20 protein-coding genes and 1 tRNA gene are annotated in these 19,286 nt (G+C 38.3%); 8 read left to right on the top strand and 13 right to left on the bottom strand.

Annotated features, from left to right (window positions below; all coding sequences use genetic code 11):
- Nucleotide 1: 1 nt before the first annotated feature.
- The 6 genes from J3U54_RS03570 to map form a co-directional block, all read right to left on the bottom strand.
- Nucleotides 2–1,165: a hydroxymethylglutaryl-CoA synthase gene (locus J3U54_RS03570; RefSeq protein WP_267385122.1), complete on the bottom strand. Its 1,164-nt coding sequence runs from the start codon at nt 1,163–1,165 to the stop codon at nt 2–4.
- Complete coding sequence (locus tag J3U54_RS03565) at nt 1,149–2,381, bottom strand: hydroxymethylglutaryl-CoA reductase, degradative (RefSeq protein WP_267385121.1); 1,233 nt, start codon at nt 2,379–2,381, stop codon at nt 1,149–1,151. Before J3U54_RS03565 ends, J3U54_RS03570 begins: the two co-directional genes overlap by 17 nt.
- A 1-nt stretch (nt 2,382) precedes the next feature.
- Nucleotides 2,383–3,534: a thiolase family protein gene (locus J3U54_RS03560; RefSeq protein WP_267385120.1), complete on the bottom strand. Its 1,152-nt coding sequence runs from the start codon at nt 3,532–3,534 to the stop codon at nt 2,383–2,385.
- A 140-nt stretch (nt 3,535–3,674) separates the two neighbouring features.
- The gene (galU, locus tag J3U54_RS03555; protein ID WP_103752062.1) at nt 3,675–4,571 is read right to left on the bottom strand and encodes a UTP--glucose-1-phosphate uridylyltransferase GalU; all 897 of its coding nucleotides are present in this window, start codon (nt 4,569–4,571) and stop codon (nt 3,675–3,677) included.
- A gap of 61 nt (nt 4,572–4,632) precedes the next feature.
- A complete protein-coding gene (locus J3U54_RS03550) occupies nt 4,633–5,556 on the bottom strand; it encodes a YihY/virulence factor BrkB family protein (protein WP_103752061.1) in 924 nt (307 codons plus the stop codon).
- Between the two features lie 5 nt (nt 5,557–5,561).
- On the bottom strand, nt 5,562–6,389 hold the full coding sequence (gene map / locus J3U54_RS03545) for a type I methionyl aminopeptidase (protein ID WP_267385119.1): 828 nt from the start codon (nt 6,387–6,389) through the stop codon (nt 5,562–5,564).
- A gap of 140 nt (nt 6,390–6,529) precedes the next feature.
- On the opposite strand from map, the gene J3U54_RS03540 reads away from it, so the two are divergent.
- Nucleotides 6,530–6,976, top strand: coding sequence for a flavodoxin (locus J3U54_RS03540; protein WP_103752059.1), 447 nt, complete (start codon nt 6,530–6,532; stop codon nt 6,974–6,976).
- Entirely contained in the window at nt 6,969–7,502 is a 534-nt protein-coding gene (locus J3U54_RS03535) for a GtrA family protein (protein WP_103752058.1), read from the top strand. The genes J3U54_RS03540 and J3U54_RS03535 overlap by 8 nt, the downstream gene beginning before the upstream one ends.
- Nucleotides 7,503–7,608: 106 nt before the next feature.
- Here the strand turns inward: J3U54_RS03535 and wecB are convergent, their stop codons facing one another.
- Entirely contained in the window at nt 7,609–8,751 is a 1,143-nt protein-coding gene (gene wecB, locus J3U54_RS03530) for a non-hydrolyzing UDP-N-acetylglucosamine 2-epimerase (protein WP_220220928.1), read from the bottom strand.
- Between the two features lie 95 nt (nt 8,752–8,846).
- Here wecB and J3U54_RS03525 point away from each other — a divergent pair, with 95 nt between their 5' ends.
- The 6 genes from J3U54_RS03525 (at nt 8,847) to J3U54_RS03500 (ending at nt 13,848) form a co-directional block, all read left to right on the top strand.
- Nucleotides 8,847–9,035, top strand: coding sequence for a hypothetical protein (locus J3U54_RS03525; protein WP_103752056.1), 189 nt, complete (start codon nt 8,847–8,849; stop codon nt 9,033–9,035).
- Nucleotides 9,036–9,202: 167 nt separating this feature from the next.
- Nucleotides 9,203–10,051, top strand: coding sequence for a PRD domain-containing protein (locus J3U54_RS03520; protein WP_220235255.1), 849 nt, complete (start codon nt 9,203–9,205; stop codon nt 10,049–10,051).
- Between the two features lie 103 nt (nt 10,052–10,154).
- Complete coding sequence (gene malX / locus J3U54_RS03515) at nt 10,155–11,723, top strand: maltose/glucose-specific PTS transporter subunit IIBC (protein WP_267385117.1); 1,569 nt, start codon at nt 10,155–10,157, stop codon at nt 11,721–11,723.
- An 11-nt stretch (nt 11,724–11,734) separates the two neighbouring features.
- Nucleotides 11,735–12,928 (top strand): MalY/PatB family protein, encoded by a 1,194-nt coding sequence (locus J3U54_RS03510; RefSeq protein ID WP_164715363.1) that lies wholly within the window; start codon nt 11,735–11,737, stop codon nt 12,926–12,928.
- A gap of 15 nt (nt 12,929–12,943) precedes the next feature.
- Complete coding sequence (locus J3U54_RS03505) at nt 12,944–13,432, top strand: PTS sugar transporter subunit IIA (protein ID WP_220235253.1); 489 nt, start codon at nt 12,944–12,946, stop codon at nt 13,430–13,432.
- 179 nt (nt 13,433–13,611) lie between these two features.
- Nucleotides 13,612–13,848, top strand: a complete 237-nt coding sequence (locus J3U54_RS03500) for a DUF2188 domain-containing protein (protein ID WP_220220926.1) — start codon at nt 13,612–13,614, stop codon at nt 13,846–13,848.
- Between the two features lie 320 nt (nt 13,849–14,168).
- Here the strand turns inward: J3U54_RS03500 and J3U54_RS03495 are convergent.
- From J3U54_RS03495 to J3U54_RS03470, 6 genes are all read right to left on the bottom strand, one after another.
- Nucleotides 14,169–14,241, bottom strand: a tRNA-Arg gene (locus tag J3U54_RS03495).
- 53 nt (nt 14,242–14,294) lie between these two features.
- The gene (locus tag J3U54_RS03490; protein WP_267385114.1) at nt 14,295–15,623 is read right to left on the bottom strand and encodes a PTS sugar transporter subunit IIC; all 1,329 of its coding nucleotides are present in this window, start codon (nt 15,621–15,623) and stop codon (nt 14,295–14,297) included.
- Between the two features lie 2 nt (nt 15,624–15,625).
- Nucleotides 15,626–16,861 carry a DEAD/DEAH box helicase gene (locus J3U54_RS03485; RefSeq protein ID WP_410476855.1) on the bottom strand — a complete coding sequence of 412 codons (1,236 nt, stop codon included), beginning with the start codon at nt 16,859–16,861 and terminating at the stop codon, nt 15,626–15,628.
- On the bottom strand, nt 16,858–17,565 hold the full coding sequence (locus tag J3U54_RS03480; RefSeq protein ID WP_220235250.1) for a GH25 family lysozyme: 708 nt from the start codon (nt 17,563–17,565) through the stop codon (nt 16,858–16,860). Before J3U54_RS03480 ends, J3U54_RS03485 begins: the two co-directional genes overlap by 4 nt.
- A 134-nt stretch (nt 17,566–17,699) precedes the next feature.
- Nucleotides 17,700–18,701: an NAD(P)-dependent oxidoreductase gene (locus tag J3U54_RS03475; protein WP_267385113.1), complete on the bottom strand. Its 1,002-nt coding sequence runs from the start codon at nt 18,699–18,701 to the stop codon at nt 17,700–17,702.
- Between the two features lie 147 nt (nt 18,702–18,848).
- A complete protein-coding gene (locus J3U54_RS03470; RefSeq protein ID WP_103752046.1) occupies nt 18,849–19,220 on the bottom strand; it encodes an FMN-binding protein in 372 nt (123 codons plus the stop codon).
- Between the last annotated feature and the right edge of the window lie 66 nt (nt 19,221–19,286).

Raw genomic sequence — 19,286 nt, 5'->3', positions numbered from 1 at the left:
GTTATTTTTGCTTGTATTGCCGGACGTGATCTTTTGTCCCGGCAAAATACCAGTAACCGGGCTCTTCGTCACTATTAAGTTCAATATTATCTTGCGGTAAAACCAATGCCTCATTAAAAATTTGTTCATAATCGGCAATGGTAAGCTTTTGCCGCCGCTTAAGCATTTGTTGGGTAGCATTTGCGTCTAAGACATTTTGATAGCCGGCCACAACGCGACCAGCATAAAACTCGCCCATCGCACCTGACCCATACGAAAATAGTCCTACTAATGCCTCAGGTTCAAACGAACCATTTTCAAGCAAACTTAACAAACTTAAATAAAGCGAGGCCGTATATAGGTTACCAACTTCACGACTGTATTTAGCTGAAGCCGTAAAGTTTTCTTCTAAGTGCTTGGTCGTACTTGCGTCCTGCCCTGTGATTGCAAGTTGATTGGCCTTATAACCCATCTTAACAAATGGTAAATGATAAATTAGGGCCGAGAATGCGCTTGTCTTTATTCCTGTTTTTTCTTGATAGGATTTAAAAGTACGCTGGAAAAAGTCCAAGTAAACTTCTTTTGAATACTTGCCATTAACGAGGGCCACGGCCGAATCATTGGGACGCCAGAAGTCATTGATATCTGCACTGTATGCACTATGACCATCTTCTAATGCCAATATTTGCGGTTCAGCCTTGATTAGCATACTGACGCTGCCAGCTCCTTGAGTGACCTCACCGCCGGTTTTGACACCATAGCGCGCAATATCACTACCAATAACAAGCGCACTATGATGCGGATGAAGTCGAACATAATCACGTGCAATCATAATTCCAGCGGTCATACCAAAACACGCTTCTTTAACTTCAAAAGTGCGAACATCTGGGTTAAGCTTAAGCGCACTTTTCACAAATAATGACGCTGACTTTGATTGATCAACACCACTTTCAGTTCCAATAATTAATAACCCAACATTGTTGCGTTCAATTTGATCGAGATACTGCAGAGTAGCATTAATCCCCATTGAAACAGCATCTTGCGTCTGATCAGCAACGCTCATTTTACTTTGCCCAATTCCAATTAAAAATTTATTGGGATCTTCACCGCGAGCATGTGCTAAATCAACCATATCAACGTATTTATTCGGCGTATAAAAACCAATTCTGTCAATTCCTACTTGCATTATTTTCCTCTCTTATCTTAGCCAAAAACCATTCAGCATCACTTACAGAATACTTATTTGCAGCAGACATTCTTTCCTTTACCTGCTCTTTTTCTTCTGCAGTTGCCTCCAAATTAGCAACGATGTTTCTGGCTTGTAATTTCATATGACCTGCTTGAATTCCCTTAGTCGCAATTGCTAAAAGAGCAGCCAGATTATTGGCCAAGCCGATTGCAGCAATCACATTCGCCAATTCCGCACTTGAAATATGCTTACCCAAAAGCCGAAAGTTTTGTTGAACATCCTTGCGGGCGCTGATGGAGCCACCAACTGTTCCGATTGCTAAGGGTAACGCAATTTTTCCAAGCAATTTGTCATTTTCGACTGTCCATTTACTGAGACTGTGGTAATGGCCTTTGTCATTAGCCCAGACACCGCAGGCAGCTTCAATTGCGCGAACATCATTACCTGTTGCTAGTAATACTCCGTCGACACCATTCATAATGCCCTTGTTATTAGTCACGGCCCGATAAGGATCAACTTCGCCAATTTGACTTAATAATGCTATGCGTTTGGCCGTAGCAACGCCACCAACTGTAGCTACATCCAATTCAACTTTGGCTTCAGTAAATTGACTCGGATAATTAGATAGTATTGCAAAAAGCTTACAGCTTATCCCGGGAAAGCTGCTCAATTCGCCCGCCATAAATTCTAAAATTGAATTAACACGGTTTGCACCCATTGATTCCGCCGGATCAACTAATACTCTTAAAAAAACCAGTTGCCCGGTAGTTTCTTGCACATCAATTTGGCGAACTCCGCCGCCATGAGCAACCAAACTGTGAAATTTAGTATTTGCCTTAGCAATTAAATTAGGCAACTCTCTTTGTAAATTAGCTTGCACAAAACCCGGATTCTTTTGCAAAACTATCTGACCATAGATGCCGTCACGCTGACTGTGCGCCTTGACTCCGTGATTTTGAGCAAAAAGATTTGCCCCGTGATTGGCTGCAGCAACAACCGAAGGCTCCTCAGTTACCATGGGAACTAAATAGCTTTTGTTATTTACGAGTAAATTTTGGACGACACCCACTGGCAGACGTAATTGTCCGATAACATTTTCACTCAATTGATCGAGTTCGTGTAATATAGCTGGCTCAATCTCATCTAATTCGATGCCTTCCTGAGATAAAAACGCGCGTCTTTTTTCAGGGGATAATTCATAAAACTTCGTCATTTTAAAAATCTCTAGTTAATTCGCAAGCAATTGCTTGACCTCCACCAATGCACAAGGTTACCAAAGCTCTTTTACCCTTCACATGTTCCAAAGCGTTAATCGCTGTTCCTAGAATTCGGGTTCCCGTTGCGGCTAGTGGATGGCCTAATGCAATTGCTCCCCCAGCAATATTCAACTTATCCGTTGGGATTGCCAGGGCTTTTTCAAGTGCAACACATTGACCAGCAAATGCTTCATTTAACTCAATAATATCAAAATCTTCGATCTGACTGGTCGTTTCCTTAAGCAGCTTCTGCACGGCAAAATAAGGTGCAAAGCCCATGTATGCTGGGTCATTGCCTGATTCAGCAAAGGCACCAAGACGAGCCAATGGTTTCAAGCCCAATTCTTCCACCTTGGCAGCCGTTGCCAAAATTATCATACTGGCTCCATCGCTTAACGGGGATGCATTGCCAGCAGTAACTAAACCATTTTCTTTAAATACTGGCTTTAACTTACTCAAAGCCGCCATATTAGTATCTGGGCGAATATTTTCATCATAAACAATTCGTTCACTGTTAGAATCCGCCTTAATTAGCTCACGATCAAAATAGCCGTTCTTTCTTGCAGCAACCGCTTTTTGGTGAGACCGCAAACTAAATTCATCCATTTCTGTTCTTGAAATGTGGCATTTTTCAGCAATATTTTCCGCTGTTAACCCCATTGGCATCCCAGAAAAGGCATCGGTTAATCCGTTAGTAAGCATCTCGCTTTTCATATCCTGCCCAGATTTATCTTGCGCAAAATAAACAGCATTCGTCATACTTTCGGCTCCACCAACTGCGACTAAATCAAAATCACCCATGACCATTTGGCCCTGGGCTAAGCGCACAGCTTTTAAGCTCGAACCGCAAACCTCATTAACAGTAACACTGCTGCTTGTTTCTTTCATGCCAGCGTCCAAAGCGACTTGGCGCGCCATATTTTGTCCTAAGCCAGCCCCTAAAACATTACCCATAAATAAAGCATCAAGCTTTTGGGGATCCAAATTAATGCTTTTAAGGGTTTCAATTAGAGCGAGTTCACCTAAACTGGTTGCATCTTGATCATTCCATAAGCCACGATAACGACCAAACGGCGTTCTTTTAGCAGCAACAACATAAATATCTTTCATTAGTTATTCTCCTAGCAAAATATTCAAGTTGCATAATACCTAAATTTGCTAGTTAAAAGTAGTAAATCGAATTAGATTTAGAAAAATTTTACCTAAAAAAGAAACCACTTTGCAGTGGTTTCCAATATTTTGTTATTTAATTATTTTTTCTTATTTTGTGCCTGCAGCTTTTTCCCTAAGTCAATAATGTATTGCCGCAACTGGTCTTTAGTCTCAGGGTGTTGCAAACCATATTCAATTGAGGTCTCCAGATAATTTTCTTTATTCCCGACATCATGCCGTACACCCTTAAAGACATGGGCAAAGACGCGTTGTGTCTTATTCATGGTATCAATGGCATCGGTTAATTGAATTTCACCGCCCTTGTCAGGCTTTTGTTCCGCAAGTATTGCAAAGATTTCAGGAGTTAATAAATACCTGCCAATAATCGCATAGTCACTTGGTGCTTGGTCAATTGCAGGCTTTTCAACAAATGACTTAACGTTAATTAGTCCAGGCATAATTTCATTATCAGGTTCAATAACGCCATATTTCGAAACTTCCTCATGCGGAACAGGCATTACCGCAATGGTCGAGGCGTGAGTTTCATTGTAGCGATTAATCAATTGTTTAGTAAGCGGCTCTTTGTCCATCATTAGGTCATCGCCCAGCATTACAACAAAAGGCTCGTCCCCAACAAAGCTGCGACCCCGGGCAATTGCATCGCCCAGACCAGCTGGATATGGCTGTCTAGTGTAATAAATATTAATTCCAAGATGGGTGATCGCCTGCGACATCTTTAACAGGCCGGTTTTACCCTTTTCCTGCAAGTTTTGCTCAAGCTCAGGATTTGAATCAAAATGATCTTCAATGGAGCGTTTGTTCTTTCCGGTCACAATTAAAATATCTTCAATCCCGGACTTTTTTGCTTCTTCAACGATAAACTGAATTGTCGGTTTATCTACGATTGGCAACATTTCCTTTGGCATCGCCTTGGTAACCGGCATAAACCGCGTACCAAGTCCTGCAGCAGGAATAATCGCTTTCCTTACTTTCATACCTTATACACTTTCTTTTAAAATTCCTAAAACCTAATATAGCAAATTAAACTGGAAGAATCTAGTCTTTCCGGTGGCGCTTTCTTTGCACATATTCAGCTAAATGTCCTACCGAATACTGCACTTGACCATAGTTTATCGTCACAATTGCAGCATTGACACAAGTTCCAAGCAAAAAGAGGATGGAAGAAATATTAAGCCATAACATGAAAATAATAAAGGTCCCGATTATTCCGTAATTTTCCCAGCTAATGTGGAAGTTATGTAAATAATAACTAAACAGCCAAGATAAAATTAGCCAACCAATTAGAGTCGTAAAAACTCCTGGCCAGATAACCCGTTTTTTTAGTTTTATGTTTGGTAAAAAATAATTTAAATAGTATAAAGCACTGATCAAGATGATCCCAATCACAGGGTAACGGTAGTTAAAGACCTTTTCAATCTCGCCTACTGAAAAAGAAAAAATCGGTCGTAAGAATTCAAGTACTTGCTGACCAAAAATCAAAGTTAAACTAAGTAAAGCAAAAACCAAAATCATCAGGTTGGTCAACATAATGGTAATGGAACGCGTCCAAACAGTTACCTGCCATTTCTGACGTAATTCAATGTCACGTACGCCATAGATTCGGTTCATCCCTATTCGAATCGCATTAACAAGAGAAGATACCGACCAAAGGGCAAGCAAAATACCAAACGAAATGTACCCTGTAGAATTGCTTTTTAACAAGGAATCAATAATTGGCATAATGAATCCCGCAATTCGATCAGGGAAAATCAACTTAAGGTAACTAGCAATAGGTGCCGTATTAATCCGAAAAAGGGGCAAAATGTTTCCAATAATAATGATTAACGGAAAAATTGAAAACAGCACATAATAAGCAATTGCAATTGCGCTAGTTAAGACTTCGCCTTGCGTAAATTTAGCTGAAACTGTCTTGTAAAACAAAGAGATACGTTGTTTGGCTGCGCCGATTTTTCTACCCATTCAATTTAGTCATCCATTTCATCAAAGTGTGGTAAATACTTTTCGTAACCGTCATAAGGTTTTTGTAAAGTCAAAATTTTGGGACCATCTTTAGTGATTGCAAAGGTGTGCTCAAATTGCGCTGACTTTGAACCGTCTGGGGTTGCATAAAATACCCAATCATCATTTAGATCAGCAACCGTTTTTTGTTCAATGCGCCAATCGCCTCCCGCTTCAACCATTGGTTCAACGGTAATAGTCATACCTTCACGTAGCCGTAATCCGTGTCCAGCTTTACCCCAATGCGGTACTTCAGGATCTTCATGGATGCTTGGCTGGATGCCGTGACCAACTAGCTCCTTAACATCACCGTAATGATGTTCATCTTCCACGTAATGTTGAATCACCGCACCAATATCACCAATCCGGTTGCCTACGACTGCTTGATCAATTCCAAGATACATAGCTTTTTTGGTTGTTTCCATAAGGTCACGATCCGCATCCGAAATCTTGCCTACGGCATATGTAGTACAAGAATCAGTTTCGAAGCCATTAAGATTGCAGGTGACATCAACTTTTACTAAATCACCTTCGTTTAGGATGGTATCTTTACGCGGGGTTGCGTGCGCAATTTGATCGTTAACTGAGATGCACGTGCCGTATTTGTAACCTTCAAAGCCTTGCTCTGACAATCGTCCGCCCCTTTTTTTGACAAATTCTTGGCAGAACTCCTCGATTTTCCAAGTTGTAATTCCTGGCTTAATCACATCCCGAAGGGCCTCAAACATTGACGCCAGTAGACGGCCTGAAGCCTGCATACCTTTAAGTTCACGAACGGATTTAATTGTAATCAAAATTAAACTTCTCCTCTTAGTAAAATGATATTTACTAACATTATAGCGTTTTTTAAAACTTTACTAAAGAATTTCATCAAGACGGTGAAATTATGTATAATATTGTGATAAGCAAAAAAATAAGAAAGGTATGGAGAAGGATGAAGGCTAGAATTGTCTATGCTAGTATGACTGGTAACGATGCCGATATGGCAGATATCTTGGAAGAAGACTTACAAGATCTGGGCTTTGATGTCGAAACCAGTGAAGCAGAATTCACAGATGCTAGTGATTATTTAGCAAGTGAATTGTGCATCTTTGTCACCTACACATATGGCGAGGGTAAAATGACCGATGATGTTGCCGATTTTTATGAGCAACTAAAGGAACTAGATTTAAGCGGTAAGTACTTCGCCGTCATGGGTAGTGGAGACATGGTATATGCCGACCATTTCTGTGAAAATGTTTTTGATTTTGAAAAAATGTTTAAACAAGTTGGAGCAACAGAAGTTACCAAACCGGTAACTATCGAAAATGCACCTGATGATGAGGCAATTTCTGCAATTGACAACGCCGCAAAGGAAATGGCTGATCAATTAAATGATTAAAGAAAAAAACGATAATACATCCAAGTTTAATTCCACAGCTGATCCAACAATTCATCGTTTAGGACAACATTTAGTCAAAAGGCACCGAAACTTATTCGTTTATATGTTTTTTGGCTTTATTGCTGCGCTAATTAATACTGTAGCCTTCATGGTATTACATAAATACTTGCATAGCCCAGTTTTAATTTCCAATACGATTGCTTTTGTAATTTCAAATCTGGCATCTTTTGTTTTTAATCAAAAAGCGGTCTTTACTAATAACGTTGATTTGGAGCATTCAACTTGGCAAAAATTACTCGTATTCTTTACCTACCGGATTATTAGTCTAATTCCGGACAGTTTAATCATGCTGGTTGGTCTATCTTGGTTAAAACTCAACGCGCTCTTAGTTAAAATTATTGACCAAATTTTAGTCGGAATTTTCAATTATTTGACGACGCGCTCTGTTTTTCAAGCACAGGAAACAACTATGATTGAACGGGCTAAAAAAAGAATACAGACTCATCAAAATAAAAAGGACAATTAAAAGTCATTGAGACCCATTAATTAGGTTCAAAATAGGCAATAAAAAACTGCTGAGCGTCATTGTGAAGTGACTCAGCAGTTTTTTTATTTTAAATAAATTCTCTGATTTAAGTAAAATCCCTTGGACGTTTATTTTTATGATCAGAAAAGTAATAAGCAATATCTTCCATAATGCGCTCGGAGGCATGACCATCACCATAAGGATTCTTGGCATTGGCCATCTGATTATAAGCAGTTTTATTTTCAAGTAATTCAAGCATAGCAGAACGGACAGCATCAACTTGCGTACCCACTAGTTTTAAGGTACCCGCTTTAACCCCTTCTGGACGCTCCGTTGTATCACGTAAAACCAGAACCGGTTTATTCAAAGCAGGAGCTTCTTCTTGAACTCCGCCCGAATCAGTCATAATGAAATAGCTTCGTTTAGCTAAGTTATGAAAATCAACAACATCAAGCGGTGGGATTAAATGGATGTGGGGATCATTGCCCAGTATTTCCTTTGCTACCGACTGAACTTTAGGCGACATATGAACCGGATAAATTATCTCGACGTCATTGTGACTGTCAACCACATCACGCATTACTTTAAAGACGCGCCGCATTGGTTCGCCCTGGTTTTCACGTCGATGCATTGTTACTAAAATTATTTTGTGCTTTGGCTCGATTAAATCAAGGACTTCGTGATGATAATCGGCCTGAACCGTCTCATGCAAAGCATCAATTGCCGTATTCCCAGTTATAAAGATATTATCTGCCTTGTGATTTTCCTTTAGTAAGTTTTCTTTACTGAGCTTAGTCGGCGCAAAATATAAATCGGCTAAATCGTCTGTCATTTGCCGGTTCATTTCCTCAGGAAACGGTGAATACTTATTCCATGTTCTTAGCCCCGCCTCAACGTGGCCAATTGGCCGCTGTTGATAAAAACTAGCTAAACTTGCAGCAAAACTAGTAGTTGTATCACCGTGAACCAGCACAATATCAGGATCTTCTTTTTTAATCACATCAGTAAGATCAAGCAAAACTTTTGCTGTAACTCCTTCAAGGGTTTGATTTTTTTTCATAATATTAAAATCATAATCAGGTGTTATTTTAAAAATGTTCAGAACCTGATCAAGCATTTCTCGGTGTTGAGCAGTTACAACCGTTATTTCATCAAAGCGATTATCCGCTTTTAATTTAAGTACTAAAGGCGCCATTTTAATTGCTTCTGGCCTTGTGCCAAAAACCAGCATTACTTTAATTTTGGTCATAAGATCCTCCTTTTCTATATTAATCATATTAATTTGACAACAAAAACTCAAGCCGATGTGGTTTAATTATCATAAAAATAAAAGTTGGTGAAAAAATGGGAGTTAATTCGGTTTTACTATTTGGAACTGCACCACTAATTGTAGTTGCTGCCTTTTGCTTAGTTTTCAGTTTTGACGTACGTAAAACACGTAAAAGACGTCTTCAGTTATTTATTGCAGCAATAGTTGTCTTTTGTTTGATTGCAGTTATCATGTACCGCCTTTTTCGTTCACCACTTGCCTAAATATTTTATTAGTGAAATTGAAATTGTAATCTACTACCAGCAATTTTGATACTTTAAAATAAATTTGACAAACAAAAATTTTATTATTAATATCATCTTTGTAAACGTTTACGAAGATTTAAGTTTATTGGTTAACCAATTACATTTATACAGTATGGGAGATTGCTTTGCTAATTTCACAAGTATTGAATAATAACGTAATACTCGTGGAAGATGGAAGAAGGCAAGAAAAAATAATCTGGGGCCGTGGAATCGGCTTTAAAGTTCATGCAGGGCAAAATTACAACTTAAAAGCAACTGATAAAGTTTTTTCTGCAATTGCAGAGGATGATAAGTGGCTTGCTTCATTTAAGAAACTTTCTGAAGAGGTCCCGCGTGAATACTTTGAATTGACTGAAAAGATAATTCAACTTGCTAAGAATGAACTCGATGCTAAATTTGATGAGCATCTTTTAGTTCCATTAACAGATCACATCTTCTTCGCAGTAAAGCGATACAATATGGGTTTAGCTTTGTCCAACCCAATGTTGTTCGATATTAAACGCTTTTTTTCACAAGAATATCACGTTGGTAAACAAGCAGTAAATCTAATCGAGCAAGTATCTCACGTCCCCTTATCTGATGATGAAGCTGGCTTTATAGCCATTCATTTAGTAGAATACAAAATTCAAAAATCAGATAGCTCAGTCAAAAATTTTTCCACTATCATGGAAATCTCAAACGGAGTGAATAATATTATCGAAGCTAAATTTGGGCGCAAATTTTCTGAAAATAGTTTAGCTGTCAGTCGGTTAATGAACCATTTACATTATCTGATTTTACGGACCAATTCAGCTAAACCAGAAAAGGTCAAGCCAGGCGATTCAGAGCTCCTGATTTCACTTAGTCATAATAATCGACGTGCCGCGAGTTGTTTAAAACAAGTAGTTGCATATTTGGAAGACCAGTTGAAATATCAGTTTTCTGATTCCGACCAATTATATTTGCTGATTCACATTATTCATATTACTTCTTAATTAAATAAGGGCTTGTTACTTTAAATAGGCAATACCCAATAACCGAAACGCTTTTTGCGTTCAGTTGTTGGGTATTTTTTGTTAAAAAGTTAGAAGGAAAGTTATGGAAAATTCACAAAAAAAGGAAAGCTTTAAAACAAGATTATATGCCTTTTTACAAGACTTAGGTAAATCTTTTATGTTTCCAATTGCTACATTGTCGGCAATGGGAATATTAGTTGGAATCGGTAGCGCCTTTACCGCCCCGCCGATGATGGAACGCTTTTCTTTCCTACAAAATCATTTTGTTAATATTATTTTTGACTTCATCAATACAGTAGGTAGCTTTGGCTTTACTTATTTACCGGTGATGTTCGCAATGGCCTTGCCCTTTGGCTTGGCTAAAAGAAATAAGGGTGTCGGTGCGATTGCCGCTTTAGCCGGTTATATTTCTATGAACATGGGAATTAACTTTATGCTTAAGCAACAAGGTAAATTGGCTCCTTTAAATAAAATGCAAGCCGCTGGTCAAGTAAATGTCTTAGGTATACAAAGCTTAGAAATGGGAGTTCTTGGTGGAATTTTAGTAGGACTTATTACCTATTATTTATTAGAACGTTACCAGGAAATTAAACTTCCTGATGCGTTCTCGTTTTTTGGAGGTATCAGATTTGTTCCGATTATCTCCGTAATTGTTGAGTCATTTGTTGGCTTGGTAATACCATTTATTTGGCCTACTTTCCAAAGTGGTATCGTAGCCTTAGGACATTTAATTCAAAATGCAGGTATTTTTGGTCCCTTCCTCTATGGAATTGCACTATCAATTTTAAAACTAATGGGATTGCATCATATTCTGCTTGCAATGATCCGCTTTACGGATGCTGGTGGAACAGCGGTTGTAAAGGGAAAAGTAGTTACTGGTGCCTTAAACATTTTTTATGCTCAGTTAAACGCTGGTGTACCTATTTCGCACAGAGCAACGGCATTTTTATCTCAAGGATTTATGCCAACATTCATGTTTGGCTTGCCAGCAATCTGTTTAGCAATTTATGTAACTGCCAAACCACAAAACCGAACACGAATAAAAGGGCTTTTATTATCCGCAACGTTAATTGCATTTGTCTCCGGTATTTCAGAGCCTACTGAATATCTTTTCTTGTTCATTGCGCCAATGCTTTACGTGTTCCACACAATTTTACAAGGACTATCATTATCAGTCATGATGCTTGCCGGTGCTTGCATGGGCAATACTGATGGTGGAGTCTTAGACTGGATATTATTTGGTTGGCTTCAGCCTAACTCTAAATGGTGGGTTTTAATTCCAATTGGACTCATTTGGTTTGCCATCTACTTCTTCCTTTTCCGGTGGTACATTTTAAAATATAATGTCAAAACTCCCGGCCGTGAAGATGCTGGTGATGTAGTCATGACCAAAAATAACGGAATTTACGACCCAACTGTAATTCTAGAAGCTCTAGGTGGTCAACAAAATATCGTTTCTCTCGATAATTGCGTGACTCGTCTTCGCCTTGAAGTTAAAGATCCACAAAAAATAGACGAAGATAAACTTAAGCAATCAGGTGCTTTAGCAGTAATGAAAGCGGAAAAATCGGTTCAAGTTGTATACGGTGCCCAAGTTCAGAGCGTCAAGGATGGCGTTGAAAAACTGATGAATACACAGACAATGGAATAGAGGTTATAAAAGTGACACAATATGATTTTGATACACTAGCAGATAGAACAATCGATAACGCTCGTAAATGGGATAAAAATATTGTTTACAAGAAATTTACCCATGCTCGTACGGACTTTATTCCGCTTTGGATTGCGGATATGGACTTTAAAGCTGCACCAGAGATTCGGGAAGCTTTAGTTAGAATGGCAGAAAATGGAGCATATGGTTATACTTATCCGACCGAAAGATGGTACCAAAGTGTAATAAATTGGCAATTGAGACGGCACCATAATCACGTTGAACATGACTGGATTACTTTAGGATATGGGACTGTTCCCAATATGCACGTTATTATTCAAGCTTTATTAAAGCCTAACGATGCAGTTTTATTAAATACTCCCGTATATGGCCCTTTTGCATATGCCGCTGAGCATAATCAACGCAAAGTAATTAGTATTCCGCTAATTAAGGAAAAAAATCGCTATCAACTTGACTGGACCAAAATAGAAGAAGCAATGAAAACCCAGCATCCCAAGTTGACCTTTTTCTGCAATCCTCATAATCCTTCAGGTCGAGTCTGGAATAAAGAAGAATTAACCAGGATGGCCCAACTATGTCAAAAATACCATGTCTTGCTTGTCTCAGACGAGGTTCACTCTGAACAGATTATGCAGGGCGAATTTGTCAGTTCGTTGCAACTTGATCAGCAATATCTTGATAATTTAGTAATGTTTACTTCTCCAAATAAAGCTTTTAATTTGGGTGGGTTAAAGCTATCTTATTCAATTATTCCTAATCCAGAAATTCGCCAAAAGTTACGGCAGCAATATGCTCGTAATTCAGTAACCTCACCCAATGTCCCTGGCCAAATTGCTATGACGACAGCTTATGAAAAAGGTGATGCTTGGCTTGACCAATGCACAAATTACATTAAAGAAAATTTGGTAATTACCAAAGAGGCAATCAATAAAAATTTTAAGGGTTGGCAAATGATGGAGATGGACTCATCATATCTTCCTTGGGTCGATATTTCTGAAAGTAAAATTGATATGCATAAGATCGCCAAAATCATGGCGGAAAAAGCTGGTGTAATAGTTGGAATTGGTGATGATTATGTCGCAAATGCCGATAACTTCATCAGATTAAACTTGGGAACTTCGCATACGCTCATTAGACAGGCAATGGAGCGAATGGCTGAAGTTTGGCAAGAATATCAAAATTAATATTAAGGAGACAACATGGTTAACTTATTCAAAAAAATTTTTAGTAAACCAGTGGAACTATTTGCCCCAGCTACCGGGAAACTACTTTCTTTAAGTTCGGTTCCAGACAAGATGTTCGCACAAAAAATCATGGGAGATGGTTATGCAGTTGAACCAGTAGAAAATGATTTATACTGCCCGCTTAATGCCACAATCACGAACATTTTTTCAACCAAACATGCAATTTCATTAACGACAGATTCAGGATTAGAAGTACTGTTACACCTTGGTATCGACACAGTTGAATTAAAGGGTAAGCCCTTCAACTTGCTGGTCAAAAAAGACCAAGCAATAAATGCTGGTGATTTAATTGGAACGATGGATCTCAAACAAATAATGGTTGCCGAAAAATCACCCGATATCATGGTCATTTTTACCAATATGAAAAAAATTAAAGATTTATCAATCATTTCCTCAACTAACGTTCAGCACGGAGAAAAAATCGGTAAACTCACATTAACTTAAGCTCTATACCGCAGAAGAAACTACTTTTGCGGTATTTATTGTCTTGTTAACAAATATCGTCTTTAGTAATTTTTGCAGCAGAATGAAAAAGTAAACATATTTTCAATATGCATCATTTAACTCTTAAAAATATTTCTGTTGTATAATCACGGTAGAAAGTGCGAAAAGAGGTGAATAAAATGAGTAAAGAAGAAGTTACAAAAAATGTTTGGGTTACAACTCACGGTGATCAATGGGCTGTTAAGATCGCTGGTGAAGAAAAACCTTTAAAAATATTTGATCGTAAAGATGATGCATTAGAATTTGCCAAAGAACGCGCCAAAAAAGAAAAAACTGAGTTAATTAGCCAAAAACGTGACGGCAAAATTAACTTAAAGAATTCTTATGGCCATGATGATCCTTATAAAAAAGGTTAAATAACCACTTAATCTTACAAACTATTCTATCTATTGACAATAATATTACCGCTTAAAATTCATTTATATTAGTGGATTAGAACTATAATTAGTACCCCATTTATATATTTGCGTTAACTTTAGATATTAGTGCAATCAAAAAGTGAATAAATTTTTCGTAATGTGGTCTGATCTCCCTATAGGAAATCAGACTTTTTGCTAATTAAAATTATTTATAACTTATTAGTCGGCAAAAATTATAAAGCTTAGTAGATTTTGAAAGAAACAGACCCAATATTGAAACTGTATCAATAAATAGATCGTCCATTAGCTAATTTTAATGACCCCGGTGAGATTCGAACTCACCTCTACGGTTTAGGAGACCATTGTTCTATCCAGATGAACTACAGGGTCGTAGTAAATTAACTTTACCAAATTTAATTGATAAAAGCCAATTTTTTTAGTAATTAATATTGCCGTGTAAAATATGGTTCTGGATTGTTAGTGTCAGCAATTTTATCAGCCGCGAAAACAAAAGGCGTCCAGATTGCCAGAGCAATAAGCATGTTAACAATACACAAAACGATGGCACGCCAATCATAATTACAGGCCAAAAAAGGTCCGATAATCGGTGGCACGATTCCAGGCACAGCCGCTTGAACCGGGTTAACTAGTCCCATTAAAGTTACCCAATATGAAAACGCAACGTTGACAACCGGTGCTAAAACAAACGGGATGAAATAAACTGGGTTCAAAACAACTGGTAAGCCCAAGACAATCGGCTCATTAATGTTAAAAACACCCGGAGCAAGGGCCACTTTGGCAATAGTACGGTAATCACTTCTTTTTGAAAAAAGCAAAATTGCCACAATTAACATTAAGGTACCGCCAGCGCCACCAAACCAAGCAAAAGAATCAAAGGAACCACGAACCCAAATGAAAGAAGCTGGTTTACCGTTACGCACCGCCGTTACGTTAACATTTTGTGCTGTCAGCCAAATAGAATCAAGTAGCGGCGCCCACACCCCTAAGCCATTAATGCCGAAAAAGGCAAAAACCTGCACTAACAAAGTTACCAAAAGTACCATGCCAAAGCCCTGGCCTAGTTTTACTAGCGGCGTTTGAATGGAATGCAGTAGCCAATTGCCAAAAAAGGTCCCGGTAATAGTTTGAAAAGCAAAATTAATCATTCCCACACAAAAAATAGCAATGATTGCTGGAATTAGTGAATCCAGTGCCATCTGTTCTGCATAGGGCAAGGTTGTCGTTAGATTAAGTTTAAAACGAGCTTTTACACAAAGTGCAAAAATTGAAACACCGATTGTTCCAAACAAAATGGCGGTAAAAATTCCGGTCGTCGAGAACTGAGAAATATCAAAGGAATGATGGAGTAAAACCATTTTTCCACCTATGTGATATTTAGTTAGGTTGGCAATACTCATCGCTAATGATGACAGCGAAACAATCGCACCCGCAATTGGATCTACTTCCATGCTTTTGGCTAAATGATAGCCTAATGACATTGACAAAAATAAGGCAAATAAAGCAAAAGTCCCACGCCAAACCACATCACTAACTAGCATTAATGGCTGCATTATCCAAGCAAATGTTTTCCATCCCAAGTTGATTTTGGCAGCTTCGATTAAGCTTTTAACTAGAACCGCAATTGAGCCGGCAATAGTGATCGGCATTACCGAAACAAAGGCGTCGCGCAAGGCAACCAGCCAGGTAGTTTGACCCAATTTATTTGCCAAAGGCAAAAGATAGTCCTCTAACCAAGCAACTATTCGACTCATTTTTACTCCTTCTTCTTTAAATAATGCGGGTGATAACCCTTATTTTTATTGCGCCGTTTCTTGTGTTTTTTCTTTTTAGTCAGTTCACTTTGACCAGCCTTATTGCCCCCACTTTTAGCAATAACCGGCTTTTTTTCAGGTTGCTTTGTCACTAACTTATTGCCTGCAAAGTAAACTCGCGTAATTTGCACCGTTTCTTCTAACAATTTTCTTAAATCACGCTGATCATGGTCATCACCCAAGGTAACAACAAATCCTCTAGCACCCATTCTTCCGGTTCTGCCTGCCCGGTGTAAATAAGTGTTGGTTTCGCTAGGAATATCGTAGTTAATAACGTAAGTAACGCCAGGTATATCCAAACCACGCGCAGCTAGATCAGTTGCAAGCAAGAGCTTACTTCGACCGGCTCTAAAATCGAGCAGTGCCTGTTCCCTTTTTTGTTTGCCAAATTCATTTGCTAACAAACCAAATTTAGTTTTGGTGTGAGCAAGAATTCCCGCAAAACGCATCAGTGTCTGGTTCGAATCAAAGAACAAAATCCCCTTAAAATGTTCCAGGCGCATTAAACGCTGAACAAAATCGATTTTATGAGCATTGTCAATTTGTAAAAAATAATTTTGCACCGTAGTTGTTTGCTCAGAGCGCACATCAACGAGGACAAATTCCCGGTCAAACAGCTTAGCAGCATTTTGCGTGATTTCTGATTCAGTGGCACCAAATAATAAAATTTGCGAAGTAGCTGGCATATTCTGCCCTAAAGAGCTAAGGAGCTCCATTTTGCTAAATTCTAAAATATCATCAGCTTCATCAATGACTAGCGTTTGGATTTGTTCAGTTTTAATTCGGTTGCTTGAATAAAAATCAAAAAATCTACCGGGCGTAGCAACAACCACTTCTGGATGCTTTTTCTTTAAATTATCTTCTTGCCTTTTACGGTTTCCCGCACCAACTAAGGTGATACCAGTTAAACCTAGTGCATGAATAAAGGGATTGATCGCATGGCGAATCTGCACAGCCAATTCTGTGGTTGGAGCAATGATTACCAGGCTATTTGGTTTTTTCCGCTCGATTCGCTCTAAAGCTGGTAACGAATACGCCAATGTTTTTCCCGTACCAGTTTTAGCAAGCGCGATCAGACTAGTGCCGTCAAGTATTAACTGACTGGTTCGCGTCTGAATTAATGTAGGCTCTGTTAAGCCTAATTTTGTCAATGTAGATTTAATTTCTGTTTTCATTATTGTGTCAACTGTCCATATTTCTGTTTATATTGTGATACTGAGCCATTATAAGCTAACATGGTTACGCCATCTTCAAGTCCCTTGACCCCTTTAACGCGACCGTTGTTGGTATAGCGCCAAAATGAATACTGCAATTTATTAGGAGCTTTTTTACCTGAGGTAATAAAAAGAACATTCTGGGGAAAATACTTTTTATACTTTATTTCGACCTCAACCATTACTCTTTTCCCTTGCGCGGTTAACATGCGGGTAAACTGAGCCATTTGCTTTATATAACGAATGCTGCGGTCATTAACTGCAGGTTCAATCAAAATTGGCAGACTCCCTGTATTCATGCCTACCTTTTTCATAAAATATTGATAATGTTCCGTAGGAGTGGATTCATTACTATAGAAAATACTAGTTCCGAAAGCTAATTTTGTTCCCAAAACTTGGTCACGGTAAGATAAATAATCATCATCAAAATAGGAGCGACCCTGGGTGCTTCTCAAGTAGACAAAAGAGATCCCATTTGATTGCAACTCATGTAAGTCAATGTAACCAAAATTTTGATTTAGCTCTACGCCAATTGCACTTGAATTAGAATTCGCAGGCAAAGTTGTTTGATTGCGAATATTTAATGTGCCAGTAATCAGTAAGCCAATTGCAACCATTAGCAGCAATATAATTGCTGGTAACGTGTATTTATGATGAAACCTTTTCATCTTTACCTCCAGCTCTTTATCTGCTAATCCATTATAACAATATTCCGCAAGCAATTGATATATCCAACAACTAGCAAATCAGCAAAAAAATGACCAGCCTTTTGTGGCTAGTCATTTTCTTAACAGTTAGTTACTTAGTCTTCAACGGGATAAACTGGTTTTTGCCCGTTTAAAACGCGCTTAGCATCGGTCATGCTTTGCTTAATCATATTCTTAACCGAAGTCTTCGTGTAGTATGCTGAATGAGGTGTGAAAACGACATTAGGCATTTTTACCAATTCGCGGTAATCTTCAGGTAATTCGGAAATAGTGGTAAATTTTTTCATCACAATTTCTTCCTCACCCGTCATGACATCAAGTGAAGCACCAGCAATTTCCTGATTTTGCAATGCGGCAATTAAATCGTGCGTATTAACTAGTGGACCCCGTGCAGCGTTAATCAAGTAAGCAGTATTCTTCATTTCCTTGAATTGCTTAGCACTAATCATATTTTCAATTTCAGGTTCAAGTGGCGTATGCAGGGTTAAAATATCAGCTTCTTTAATCACAGTATCGAAATCAGTGTATTTAAGGAATGCTTCGTTTGCTGGATTTTCAATTAAGTCGTAGCCAATTACCCGGGCACCAAGAGCATGAAATATCTCGGCCACAGCAGTACCGATTCGGCCAACTCCAATAATACCAACTGTTTGATTGTAGATTTCATCGCTCATTAAACTTGCTTCACGAATAAAGTTCAAATCTTCCTTTTCATTTTTTAGAATTGGACCCCACTTGCGCAATAAGTACATTGCAGAAGTTAAAGTGTTCTCTGCCACAGCTCTTGGCGAATATGCAGGCGTATTTGTAATCAGAATATGATATTTGTGGGCGTAATCAAAGTTAATAATATTAAAGCCAACTGACCTCAAAGCAATGTGATTAATGCCATAGGAAGCCAACTTTTGGTAAACTTCTTCATCATTAATGTCAAAAATCTGTAAGACACTAACAACATCAAAACCTTTGGCTTGTTCAACTGTCCCGGCTTCTAGTTCATCATCGGTTGTTTCAAGATCATCATCAGGATGTTCTTTATTCCATTCATCGACATAAACCTTTTGTTCCGGCGTCATATTGTAAAGTAATGCTTTCATTCATAAATCCTCCTTTTTTGGATAAATTAATATAGTTACCATTTTATCTAAAATTAGTAACAAATTAAAGATTTATTTAAATAAAAAGCATAATTTAACTTTAATTAAAACTCTGCTTACCGCAAAATGACTCACAACCGGCTCAAACTAAATTTTTTGAGTTATTTGGTCAACATTAACCTTTAAGATCTTACGAATCCATGGAAAACGTTCCTTCATTGCGGTAAATTCAGAACCTTCACTCAAAAATTCGCCAGTCCCTGAAACATGAAAACCAGCCCCAGGACCAGCTGTTCCCTCAACTTTTTTCGAGCCCATTGTCAATAAAACGGTATTGTCATCGGCAAAATCTTCTTCAATACTGTGCATCCCAGCAGCCGGGATATAGAGGCAATTATTGTCTTCATCAATTTTGACGTATGACATCCAGGTGTTAACAACACCAGCTGGATTAGCATTGACAGTAACGATTGTTACAGGACCTTCATCATTCATCACGTCTAAAAACTTTTGTTCCATTTTTTCTCCTCCTAAACAACAAAAAGAAGTTACTTATGTAAGTAGCTTCTTTTTATTATAAAACAC

Source organism: Lactobacillus sp. B4007 (assembly GCF_026535895.1).
Classification (GTDB): Bacteria; Bacillota; Bacilli; order Lactobacillales; family Lactobacillaceae; genus Lactobacillus; species Lactobacillus panisapium.
Note: the sequence above shows the minus strand (reverse complement) of the source record. Positions and strands in the feature narration are given on the sequence as shown.

Coding starts and splice junctions, on each gene's coding strand:
- J3U54_RS03570 (WP_267385122.1), bottom strand. CDS start 1,165: ATGCAAGTAGGAATTGACAGAATTGGTTTTTATACGCCGAATAAATAC.
- J3U54_RS03565 (WP_267385121.1), bottom strand. CDS start 2,381: ATGACGAAGTTTTATGAATTATCCCCTGAAAAAAGACGCGCGTTTTTA.
- J3U54_RS03560 (WP_267385120.1), bottom strand. CDS start 3,534: ATGAAAGATATTTATGTTGTTGCTGCTAAAAGAACGCCGTTTGGTCGT.
- galU (WP_103752062.1), bottom strand. CDS start 4,571: ATGAAAGTAAGGAAAGCGATTATTCCTGCTGCAGGACTTGGTACGCGG.
- J3U54_RS03550 (WP_103752061.1), bottom strand. CDS start 5,556: ATGGGTAGAAAAATCGGCGCAGCCAAACAACGTATCTCTTTGTTTTAC.
- J3U54_RS03540 (WP_103752059.1), top strand. CDS start 6,530: ATGAAGGCTAGAATTGTCTATGCTAGTATGACTGGTAACGATGCCGAT.
- J3U54_RS03535 (WP_103752058.1), top strand. CDS start 6,969: ATGATTAAAGAAAAAAACGATAATACATCCAAGTTTAATTCCACAGCT.
- wecB (WP_220220928.1), bottom strand. CDS start 8,751: ATGACCAAAATTAAAGTAATGCTGGTTTTTGGCACAAGGCCAGAAGCA.
- J3U54_RS03525 (WP_103752056.1), top strand. CDS start 8,847: ATGGGAGTTAATTCGGTTTTACTATTTGGAACTGCACCACTAATTGTA.
- malX (WP_267385117.1), top strand. CDS start 10,155: ATGGAAAATTCACAAAAAAAGGAAAGCTTTAAAACAAGATTATATGCC.
- J3U54_RS03505 (WP_220235253.1), top strand. CDS start 12,944: ATGGTTAACTTATTCAAAAAAATTTTTAGTAAACCAGTGGAACTATTT.
- J3U54_RS03500 (WP_220220926.1), top strand. CDS start 13,612: ATGAGTAAAGAAGAAGTTACAAAAAATGTTTGGGTTACAACTCACGGT.
- J3U54_RS03490 (WP_267385114.1), bottom strand. CDS start 15,623: ATGAGTCGAATAGTTGCTTGGTTAGAGGACTATCTTTTGCCTTTGGCA.
- J3U54_RS03480 (WP_220235250.1), bottom strand. CDS start 17,565: ATGAAAAGGTTTCATCATAAATACACGTTACCAGCAATTATATTGCTG.
- J3U54_RS03475 (WP_267385113.1), bottom strand. CDS start 18,701: ATGAAAGCATTACTTTACAATATGACGCCGGAACAAAAGGTTTATGTC.
- J3U54_RS03470 (WP_103752046.1), bottom strand. CDS start 19,220: ATGGAACAAAAGTTTTTAGACGTGATGAATGATGAAGGTCCTGTAACA.